This window comes from Lutibacter oceani, from assembly GCF_003384935.1.
GTDB classification, from domain to species: Bacteria; Bacteroidota; Bacteroidia; order Flavobacteriales; family Flavobacteriaceae; genus Lutibacter; species Lutibacter oceani.
On the sequence record NZ_QTTQ01000009.1, the window covers coordinates 655,666 to 667,803 of the forward strand.

At 29.5% G+C, this 12,138-nt stretch carries 5 protein-coding genes; all 5 read right to left on the minus strand.

The window, feature by feature from the left end:
* The 5 genes from BX611_RS02960 to BX611_RS02980 all read right to left on the minus strand — a co-directional run bounded on the left by BX611_RS02960 (position 1) and on the right by BX611_RS02980 (position 12,132).
* Positions 1–3,249, minus strand: coding sequence for a VCBS repeat-containing protein (locus BX611_RS02960; RefSeq protein ID WP_115877990.1), 3,249 nt, complete (start codon positions 3,247–3,249; stop codon positions 1–3).
* A 1-nt stretch (position 3,250) separates the two neighbouring features.
* On the minus strand, positions 3,251–6,532 hold the full coding sequence (locus BX611_RS02965; RefSeq protein WP_115877991.1) for a CRTAC1 family protein: 3,282 nt from the start codon (positions 6,530–6,532) through the stop codon (positions 3,251–3,253).
* Positions 6,533–6,537: 5 nt separating this feature from the next.
* The gene (locus BX611_RS02970) at positions 6,538–7,113 is read right to left on the minus strand and encodes a hypothetical protein (RefSeq protein ID WP_115877992.1); all 576 of its coding nucleotides are present in this window, start codon (positions 7,111–7,113) and stop codon (positions 6,538–6,540) included.
* Between the two features lie 59 nt (positions 7,114–7,172).
* Complete coding sequence (locus BX611_RS02975) at positions 7,173–10,439, minus strand: VCBS repeat-containing protein (protein WP_115877993.1); 3,267 nt, start codon at positions 10,437–10,439, stop codon at positions 7,173–7,175.
* Positions 10,440–10,518: 79 nt separating this feature from the next.
* Complete coding sequence (locus BX611_RS02980) at positions 10,519–12,132, minus strand: RagB/SusD family nutrient uptake outer membrane protein (protein WP_115877994.1); 1,614 nt, start codon at positions 12,130–12,132, stop codon at positions 10,519–10,521.
* Positions 12,133–12,138: the final 6 nt, after the last annotated feature.

Here is a 12,138-nt window from a genome sequence, read left to right on the forward strand (position 1 = left end):
TTATTTTTCTGAATTTACAATTATTGATTTACCGTTATTTGATACAATTAAAAAAGTATTTTCTTTTAATTTCACAATTTTTCTACCGCTAAAATCTTTCGGCAGATTTAATGATTTTACATTATTTAACATGTTGTTTTCAGAAAGTGTAATTACACCACCTGAATTTGATGAACATTCGCCCAACTCTGTTACAAAACCATAATAGTTCCCTGTAAAAAGGATTTCATTATTAGCTATTAAAACATCTTCAATAGTACTTAACTGAGCCTCTTTTGGCAATGGTTTTGGTGTAAATATAGTTCCATTATTTACATATATCATAGAGCGTAACTCATAAATATATTTGGTTTCTAAAATTTCTGAAGCTGGTTTTTCTGTAAGATCTTCAAGCTTTTCTACATTTGAAAACTTACTATAATTAGTAAATCTCTTTTTTAATGAAGGTAATTGCTGCACCAATTTATCTTTTGAAGCAAATGGTACATATTTTCCAAAATAGTTGTAAAAAATAAGTTGATCTAGTTGCTCGTTGTTATCAAAATCATCTAAATATATTTTTACTGGAGCTGTTTCAGATGCCTTCCATTTAAAGTTTAAACCTGTATTTCCTGCAATTATATCTAGTTTTCCATCATTATTAAAATCAGAAACTTTGATTACGTTCCACATTCCATTGGTTTTATCTAAACCAAATTGTGTTGTTTTGTTCTCAAATTTTCCTTCTGTTGTGTACGATAAAACTGTTATTGGCATCCAATCTCCAGCCATAATCAACTCAACAAATCCATCATTATCTATATCTACAAATTCACTGGAAGTTATCATTCCAAACCTCCTTTTTTCAACAATTTCAAAGCTGTTATTTCCTTTATTTTTTAAAATAAAACTAAATGGAGACAATCCATAGGCGCCTGGAATTGAACGATTTCCAATAAATAAATCTTGCAATCCATCTTTATCAAAATCGAAGCTTGAAACCGAACCTCCATTAGTTGTTAAAAGATTTGAATTTAGCCTGGTAAAGTTTCCTTTTCCATCGTTTATATATACTCTATCTTCTAACATTGGATCGCCTTCTTTAAAGTCGTTTCCACCACTTAATGCATAAATATCTAAATCGTTATCCGCATCAATATCAAAAGCAATTGCATCAACATCTTCATACTTATTATCCTTTAAAAAATCGGGCGTTTCTTTAATTGTATAACCTCCATTTTTATTTTGAATATATAAAACGGACGTTTGATTTCTTGCACCACCAATAAATAAATCACTTAAACCATCGGCATTAAAATCTGCCTGAACCACAGAAGGTCCTTCAATAGAAAGATTTTCAGGAATTAACCCTTCTCTTTCATAATCTAAATACTTGTTCTCTTTGTGCGTATAATTAAATGTTGTAAACTCCTTTTTGGGTTGGATTTTATAATTATATTTTGAAGTATTTTCTTTTGAAATAGTAATAACTGAATTTAGCTTTACATTACTATTTACTGTTTGTGTACCATTGTTCCAAATAACTTTTATAGAATCTACAGCTGTTAAGTTATTTAAACCAAAATGAACTTGCCTGGTTGAGCTAGATAAAAACCCTTTTACAGTTGTTTGCTCTTTATAAAATTGCTTTCCATTAGCATACACATATACTTTTGCTCCGTTAGTATTTAAACTTTTATTTGCCTCTAAAAGATTAACGGTTATATAATTATGCTTTTCTAACTGCGCTTCCTTATTTTCTAAAACTGTTGCTTTTTCATTTAAATTATTTACAACAATATCTATATCACCATCCAAATCTAAATCGGAATATGCAGCACCATTTGAATATGAACTTGTATTATTTGGATCAACTATTGTTTTTTTAAATGCTAAATCACCATTATTTTGAAATAAAACATTTGGCAAATTTATCATTGGCATAGTATTAATTAACTTTTGCTCTAAAGTATCTTGTGAAGTTTTATTGTATTTAGCAAAATCTAAATTACTTAAGTAGTTTATATAATCTAAATCGTTAGGTCTTTTATAAATACCGTTTGTGATATAAATATCATTTAAACCATCATTATTAAAATCAAAAATTAGTGGAGACCAACTCCAGTCTGTTGCATGTGTTTCAGCAATTAAAGCGGCATCAACAAAATGATCTCCGTTGTTTATTTGCAAATGATTTCTGGCATATTGCTGTTGAAATCCAAATGATTTTTTAATTTGATTTACTTTATCGGTATCTTCTCCACCTGATTTTAAAAATACATCGGTTTTATAAGGCATCATATCTAAACTCACTACATCTAAATTTCCATCATTTGTTATATCTGCAATATCTACACCCATAGTAAATCTTGAAGTGTGATTAAAAAATTCTGCACTAGATTCTGTAAATGTTTTATCGCCGTTATTTATGTACAGGTAATCATTTTCATGAAAATCATTTCCAATATAAATATCTATAAAACCATCATTATTAACATCAGATGTTGCTATAGCAAGTCCATAACCTAAAGGGCTATTGTAAATATTAGCTTTTTTAGTAATATCAATAAATTTTATATTCCCATTTTCTGAAATATTTTCATATAAAATGTCACCAGAAAGTGTATCTGATTTCATTCTTAACTCTGAATTTCCATAGGAATGTGTTGAGTGTACCGAATGGTTTAATAAATACATATCCATATCTCCGTCATTATCATAGTCAAAAAATGAAGCTTGGGTTGAAAATCCAGAAAAATTAAGTCCGTAATCGGCTGCTTTTTCATTAAATGTATTATCTCCGTTATTTATAAATAATTGGTTAGTTGCTTTTAAGCCTTTATATTTACCAACTTTACAAACATAAATATCTAAAAACCCATCATTATTTATATCAACCATTGTTACACCGGTTGACCAAGTAGCATCCTGACTTATTTTGCTACTTAATGAAATATCTTTAAATTTTAAATTCCCTAAGTTTAGGTATAACTTATCAGGTTTTTGATTTCCTGAAAGGTAAATATCATCCAATCCATCATTATTAATATCTCCCAGCGCAACTCCTCCTCCGTTATAATAATACAGATATTCTATAATATTTAAGTCGCCACTTGGTATTAAATCATTTGAAAAATCAATTCCTGAAACACTAGCATCAATAGTTAAAAACGGTGCATTTTCTGCTATATTTTTTTCTACAAGTGTTTTGTCTTGCTTTTTTGAGCAACTTACAATTAATAGAAAAATAAAGACTATTCTTTTCGCCATATTAATAATTATAAACCTCTAATGAGTCGTTATTTTTAGTTATAAATAGTTTGTTTTTAATATTTTTAATAGCTCTTACCTGACCTCTAATATTTAATCCTTTTCCAGTTTTATGAGACTTGAAATTAGCATTTCCAATATTTTCTAAATAGGTTCCAAAAGAAGCATCGTATCTTCCAAACTCAGGCATTACTCCATCTAGATTTCCACCTAAAATAATATCCTGATCCCCATCACTGTCAAAATCAGCAGTTGAAATCGCATAAATTGGTGTAAGTTGTGCGTTAAATGGCAACTCTTTTACTTCAAAAGTAAAATCACCATTATTTATAAGCACAACAGAACTTAAGATGTTTGCTTCTAAAATTAAGCTGTTATCCAATTGTTCTTTTGTAAAAATTGAATCTATAGAGGCATTTTTAAAGGACTCGTAATCTGGGTATTTTTTACTTAAATATTTTAATTGATCCACCAAATTATGTCTTAAAGCATACGGATATTGTTTCCCGTTTTCTGCTGTAAAAGCTAATATTGGATCTAAAAAGCTATTCCCATCATAATCATTAGCAAACAATTTTATAGGCTCTTTTTCCGAAGCTCTAAATCTACTATTTAACCCATGATTTCCAACAATTAAATCTAAATCACCATCGTTATCTAAGTCACTTTGTTCAATAGTATTCCACCAACCTTTTAAATTTGATAGATTATTGCTTTTAGATTTTTTAAATATACCCTTGTTATTTTCAAATACTTCAATTCCCATAAACTCACCAACAACTACCAAATCTTTAAAATTATCGTTGTTTATGTCAATAAAAATAGCATCTGTAATCATTCCTAAATTTTTAAATTCAGGCGCAAACTCATTCGATTTTTCAGTAAAGTTTCCTTTACCATCATTTATAAGTAAAAACCCTGATCCAGGATTTCCGTAAGCATTTGGAATAACTCTTTCTCCAACAAATAAATCTAAATCATTATCATTATCAATATCTGCAACTGTAACCGTACTACTGCTATGGTAACCTTCTAAAGTTGGTAAAAGTTGTTTAGATATTGTAAAATTACCACTGCCATTGTTTATATAAAGTTTGTCCAAATAATTAGGGCTGAATTTAGAAAACTCTACTCCACCACTACATACATACAAATCTAAATCTCCATCTCCATCTGCATCAAAAAAGGCACTTTCAGCATCTTCTGTTACTTTATTAAGTTCAAAATCACCAATTGTTTGTTTAACAAAATAATTATTTTTTTGAATGAATAATGTTCCTGAAGTATTTTTTGAACCTCCAATAAAAATATCTTCTTCACCATCATTGTTCACATCAGCAACAGCCATTTTCGGTCCTTCAGTACTTCTCATAAAAGGTGTTAATCTTTCTATGTTAAAATCTATATAATTGCTTTCTTTATGAACAAAATTTATAATACCCTTATTTTTAGTAAAAAGTGGTTTTTCATTATTTTTAGCTACTACATTATTTTCATCTAAAACAGCATCTTTTTCATTTAATGTAATGGCTGTATTCACGTCAACATTAACCAATTGTGTGATTTTTCCAGAAGGCCAGGTTACTGTTAACGTTAAACTGTCTTTATCTTTAAACCCAAAATTAGGCCTGTTATCCATTGATGATTGAAAACCTCTTGCTGGTTGTTGCTCTAGATAATAAACATTTTCTTTGTTAGTTAGTTTTAGTTTTGCACCAATGGCATCTTTATTCAATCCTTCACCTTTTAAAATAACTTTTAGATAATTAGTATTGGTATTATCTAAATTATTTTTATAAATAAAAGCCTCTGCATTCACATTATTAACTACCAAATCCATATCGCCATCATTATCCAAATCTCCATAGGCCGAGCCGTTTGAAAAACTTTCTGTATTTAAGCCATTATTTTGCCTTTCAAATTTTAAACCACCCAAATTAATATAAGCATGATTTTTCACTTTGTTTGATGGAATAATATCTATTAATTTTTTATAGTCTAATTCATTATTTTTAAAAATAGCTTCAATAACCTCTTGATTTGCAATGTATTTTAAATAATCTTGATTTGTTAAATCTTTATAAATACCATTGGCAACAAATAAATCTTTTAAACCATCATTATTCATATCAAAAAGTAAGGCTCCCCAACTCCAATCTGAAGCTTCAACACCACTAAATCTACCAACTTCACTAAACGTTAAATTGCTGTTGTTTAGTTGCAACATATTTCGGGTAAACTGATGGTAATAATCGTTTTTTAAATTGTATTGGTATTTGTTCCAATCTTCAAAAGTGGTGACTGTTTTTAACCTATCGTATTCGCTTGGCAGCATTTCGGTTACAAAAATATCGTTGTATCCATCATTATTAACATCTGCAGCATCTGCACCCATTGATGCTCCACTTATAGAATTTATTGTGCTTGTTAAACACTCTTTAAAAGTTCCATTTTTTTGATTGATGTATAAATAATCTCTTTCAAAAAAGTCGTTAGAAACATAAATATCTAGCCAATCATCATCATTCATATCACCCACTGTTACTCCTAATCCAAAACCAATTATACTTCCATAAATACCTGCTTTTTCACTAACATCAATAAATTTTCCATCTTTATTTTCAAACAATTTATCGCCACCTAAAACATCTCTTTTAGGACGTTCGTTTTTTGTTAAATTAAAGCTCCCAATAGATTGGTAGGAGTTATTTAAAAGATAAACATCTAAATCACCATCTTTATCATAATCAAAAAAAGATGCATGTGTTGAGAAACCTTTGTCATCTAAGCCTAATTCTGAAGCCTTTTCTGTGAAAGTTAAATCTCCATTATTTATAAAAAATTCATTTTGTTTATTATCTCCTTGTACATCACCAGAATTACAAACATAAATATCTAATAAACCATCCGCATTTATATCAACCATAGAGACTCCTGTTGACCAAGCTTTTGAGCCACCAACACCAGCCTTTTCAGTTATATCTTCAAATTTAAAATCCCCTTTATTTAAATAAAGTTTATTTTCATTTAAGTTAGAAGTCAGGTAAATATCTTCAAATCCATCGTTATTTATATCTCCAATAGCTACACCTCCACCATTGTAAAAATTCCGATACTTGTAAACATTAAATTCGTTTGTAGAAACCAAATTATTACTAAAATTAATTCCTGTACTGGTAGCAGAAAGCAATTCAAATTGAGGTGCTGTTTCTTGTATTATTTCTTGTTTTTTACTACAAGAAACTAAAAATGCAAGTAAAAAGATACTATAAATATATTTCATGTTTTTTACTTATTAATATTGTTGTACTTATAAGCTAAATCTTCAATTAAAACGGATACATCTCTATCAGATTCTTGTGCTAACTGAATTTGTCTGTTACCGTCTACTTTTACCAAAATATTATTTTTGACTTTAATAAATGGGTTTCCTGGATACCATTTCATTAAAGTATCTTTAACTTTTGGAAGTAATTTATCGGCCAATAAATCATCATTCCAAGGAGCCCAAGCCACAAATGAAAACTTAACATCCATTGCAGTAATTATATTTTCAGGATTAAATTTTGCATAAAACAACATTCTGATATCTTCTGTTGAATTTGTTGTATCTTGAGATTTTAGGATTGTTTGAACATAATTATTTGAGGGTCCGTGAGTTGCAATTCCCTCTTCATTAAGCCCCCAACATATTTTAAAAAAATCGCTTTTGGTTTGTCCAAATTTTAAATTATGAAAAATTGAATCATATTGCTTACCACTTGCCAGTTCTTTTTTAACAAGTTTTGTATAATCTGACTGACAGGAAAATACGGAAAGAATTAATAAAAAAAGGAATACCTTGTTTAAGCTTATTAATTTCATATATAAATTTATTTTTATGTGTGTTTAGTGAAATGTTTAAAGTTAATTATTATTAGTAATTATAATTGCTTTTTAATCTCATAAATTTTTAAACTGTCGTTATTAATTGTTGTTAATAAATAGTGTTTGTTATTAATTAAACTAATATTAAAATCTCTTATTTGCCCTTTTATATTTAAAGGAGTTATTGTATTAAAATTTTGATTTTTATCTCCAAATAATAACCATCCTTTAGATGCGTCTTGTCTTCCAAATTGTGGCTTCACTAAATATTGATTTCCACCAAAAAAAACATCTAAATAACCATCATTATTTACGTCAATTACTTCAATGGCTTCAACATTTGAATATTGAATTTCATTGGGTAATTTTAGAGATTTAAACGTGTTATTATTATTAATAAATACAGTAGTGTTTAGTATATCAATATCTAAAACAGTTGCTTTTTCTATTTGTTCTTTTGTAAAAATAGTTTGCATTGTTGCCGTTGCATAATCTTTATAAAATAATAGATTTTCTTTTACACTTGCCAGTTGCGATACTAGTTCATCTCTATCAACAATTGGGTAATATGTATTATTTATTTTGTGACAAATAATTTGTTCAATAGTTCCATTATTATCAAAATCTGAAACATACATTCTTGTACCTTCTTTAAAAAAAGTATTTGTTCCTTTATTTCCAGCAATAAAATCTAAATCTCCATCAGCATCAATATCAACAACTTTTAGTGTTTTCCAATAACCTTTTGTTTTAGTTAATCCAAACTCTTCTGTTTTATTTTCTAAAATTCCTTTATTATTTATAAAAACTGAAATAGGCATCCATTCTCCAACAACTATCAAATCTTTTACACCATCGTTATTCAAATCTTCCCAAGAAGCGTCTGTTATTAACCCAATATTCTGCAAGGCTTTTTGATTTGATATTTCGAATTTATTATCGCCTTTATTTTCCAATAAATAGCCACTTACAGGCAATCCATATGTTTCAACTTTAAAGCGTTCTCCTATAAAAATATCAGTATCTCCGTCTTGATCAAAATCATAAACCGCAACTGTTGAAGTGCTTATTGGTGAATTAAATTTTAATGCCTCAACATTTATACTGAAGTTTTGCTTTCCATCATTTATATATAATCTATCATTTAGTGAAAAGTCAAATTTAGAAAATGATTTTCCACCGCTAGTAACGTATAAATCTAAATCACCATCATTATCACTATCAAAAAATACTGCATCGGTATCTTCAGACTTTGAGTTTAAATCAAATGGTTGGGTAATTTCTTTGTATGAATTATCTGGTTGAGAAATAAATAATTTTCCTCCTTGTCCTTTAGCTCCTCCAATATAAAAATCTGGATTTCCATCATTATTTATATCCGCACTAGTTATATTAGGTCCTTCATTATTGTACATTTCCGGCAACAATTGTTCTCTATTAAAGTCAACCGAATTATTTTCCTTATGTTTAAAATTGAAGAGATTTGTTGATTTATTTAATGGGTTAAGTTTTATTAAGCCATTATTTATGTTTTTTATGGAGTCATTTTCTGGTTGATTAAACGTGTAGGTTTTATTTGTTGTTAAATTTTTAATCTTTGATTTAAAACCATCTGGCCATGTAATTAATAAACTATCTATGTTATTCGTATTGTTTACACCAAATAATAAGTTGCTTGAAATTGAACTTTCAAATCCTCTTGACGGAAAATTTTCTAATATGCTATATTGATTTTGGTTATAAAACAGTTCTGCTTTAGCTCCAATGGCTTGGGTATTTTTAACTGCACCTTTTAATTTTATAGTAATACTTTTATATTGAGCAGTATCCGTTTTGTTTTCATAAACAAAAGCAGGCATATTTACATTATTTACAACCAAATCTAAATCTCCATCATTATCTAAATCTCCATAAGAACTTCCATTACTAAAACTTGGTTTTGCCAATCCCCATTTATTTGATTGTTCTACAAACTGAAAATTTCCTAAATTTTTATAGGTTGCATTTGGCACTGGTTGCGATGGCATAAGGTCTATTAATTTATTCATGACTTGTTTGTCATTTTTAATCATATCCTTAATTTTCTCTTCATTTGCCATATAAACCAAATAATCTCTATCTAGCAAATCTTTATAAATACCATTACTAATAAAAACATCTTTTAACCCATCATTATCAGCGTCAAACAATAAGCTAGCCCAACTCCATTCTGAAGCTGCGACATTTGAAAAACGGCTTACTTCTACAAAGCCATTGTCTCCTATATTTCTATGTAATGCATTTCTAGAAAATTGGTGGTGATACCCATTTTTAACTTCCATATCGTACTTATTCCACGATTCAAAAAGTGTTTTTGTACGTTGTCTTTCTAATGTTTTTGGCAACATTTCGGTTACCATAATATCTGTTTTAGAATCGTTGTTTAAATCAGCTGCATCTGCACCCATTGACCCCATTGAAATAGATCCAAACTGATTTTCTAAATCTTCTTTAAAAGTGCCGTTTTGTTGATTGATATATAAATAATCTCTTTCAAAAAAATCGTTTGACACAAAAATATCTGGCCAAGTATCATTATTATAATCGCTTACGGTAATTCCTAAACCAAAACCAATGGCACTTGAGTATATATTAGCTTCTTGAGTTATATCAACAAAAAAGTTATTTTCATTTTTCAAAAATTTATTACCTGAAGTAGTAGGTGTATTTCTTTGATCCTTAATCAAATCGTAGTTTCCAACAGCCCTAATAGAATTGCTTAACAGGTAACAATCTAAATCACCATCTTTATCATAATCAAAAAAATTAGCCTGTACAGCTAAACCTGTAATATCTAATCCATATTTTCTTGATTGTTCAGAAAAGGTTAAATCTCCATTATTTATAAATAATTCATTATGCCTGTTATTTTTTTTACTTGGAGGACCAGCTTTACAAACATAAATATCCAATAAACCATCATGGTTAATATCCACAAAAGTAGCTCCTGAGGACCAAACATTGTCACAGGCTACTCCCGCATTTTCTGTTATGTCTTCAAACTCCCAATTTCCTTTATTTAAGTATAATTTATTGTTAACTAAATTTCCTGTGAAGTAAATATCCAATAAATTGTCATTATTTATATCTCCAATCACAACACCTCCACCATTATAAAAATTTCTGTAGGTATAAGGGTTTAGTTCTTCTGTATATTCCAAATTATTTTCAAAATTGATACCTGTAGCTTTATCTTTTAAACTAAACAAACCAGTATCAGAAACTTCAGAATTACAAGATATTAAAATGAAACTCGAGACTAAAATAAACAACAATTTCTTCATCAAAATATAATAAATTAAAAAAGGATACTATTATAAATAAAAGTATCCTTTTTTTTTAAAACATCCTTAAATATTTAAATTAATATCCAGTATTTTGAGTTAATGTACCTCCACTGGCATCAATTTGTTCTTGTGGGATTGGGAATACATTTCTAAATGGTTGTGAAGCTGGTTTTTCCCACCACGAATCGTTAAATCTACCAAAACGGATTAAATCTTGACGACGTGTAACCTCCATAAACATTTCTCTACCTCTTTCAGCTAAAAAACTATCCTCATCAACAGAAGACAATGCTGGTACTCCAGCTCTAGCTCTTATAGTATTTACATCATTTAAGGCCATACTCCAGTTTCCTGAAGCTCTAGCATCTGCTTCTCCACGAATTAAATATAAATCTCCTAATCTAATTATTGGATAATCATTATCCATATTATCTCTTTGACCTTGTCTAAAACTAAATTTACCTAAACGTGCACCACCTTTTCTAGATGCATTTGGTTCAAGCTCATTAATATCAACTGTGTAATCTAAAGCTAAATCCCCTCCAGTTGCAGCATAATCTAATATAACTGAACCTTCATAATCAGCCTGTGGACCAACAATAAAGTTAGCTGTTTTACGGCTATCAGAATTATCATAAGAATTGTAAAAATCTTCTAAGGCTGAATATCCATTCCAAGGTTGATTTTGTAAATTCCAAGTAAACTGACTAGAATAATGTAGAGTCATTTGCGCAAAGTTCATATTCCCACCAGTAACATTATCATAAGCAATTGACCAAATAATTTCAGGGTTATCTTGATTATTAGGTGCAAATACAGCTGCATATCCTGATAATTCATCTGGATCTGAATCCACACTAGGCCTTTTTCCTGGATTTGGAACAGAGTAACTTGAATCACTTAAAATATAACCACCGTTATCAATTGCATAACCTGCAGCAAGTGAAGCCTCTGTATATCTAGGAGTACCCGTATATACTTCAGCATTTAAATACAATTTAGCTAATAAACCTAAAGCAGCAAATTGATTAATTCTATATTGAGTTTGTGCAGTACCTAATGGGCTTGAAGACAAATCCATTGCAGCAGTTACACTTGTAATACCTAAAGATGCTAACAATTCACTTTCAACAAAGCTAAATACATCAGCTCTTGATGATTGAGGTGCATCTGCACCTGGTGTTGTTACAAGTTTTACTCTACCATATAAATCTAATAAACGGTAGTAAAAGAACGCTCTTAATGCTCTTACCTGAGCAGTTTGGTTAGCATCTAAACCTGCAGAAGCCAACGCAGTGTTACAAGCTCCAATAGCAGCATATTGTGCTCCCCAAGTTCCATTAATTGGTCCATTTGCAGGACCATAAGTATGTCTGTGCATATCAATCCAGATACCACCATCATACCAGTCACCACCCTTTTGAGTAACAGCCATTTCATCTGTAGATACAGATTGAATTGACCAGTATCCTCCATGGTTTGCAGAACCTGATTCTCTTAATTGGTTATATGCTGAACTAACCGCATCAGCAGGACCTGAACCTCCACCATCAAAGCTTCCAAAATCTGGTTCCTCTCCGTTGAATGAATTGCCAACTTCACCAACTAAAACTTCATCTAAATCTGTACACGCACTAAAAGCAATTAGTGCACAACACATTAAAAATAATTTATATATATTTTTTTTCATTGTTTT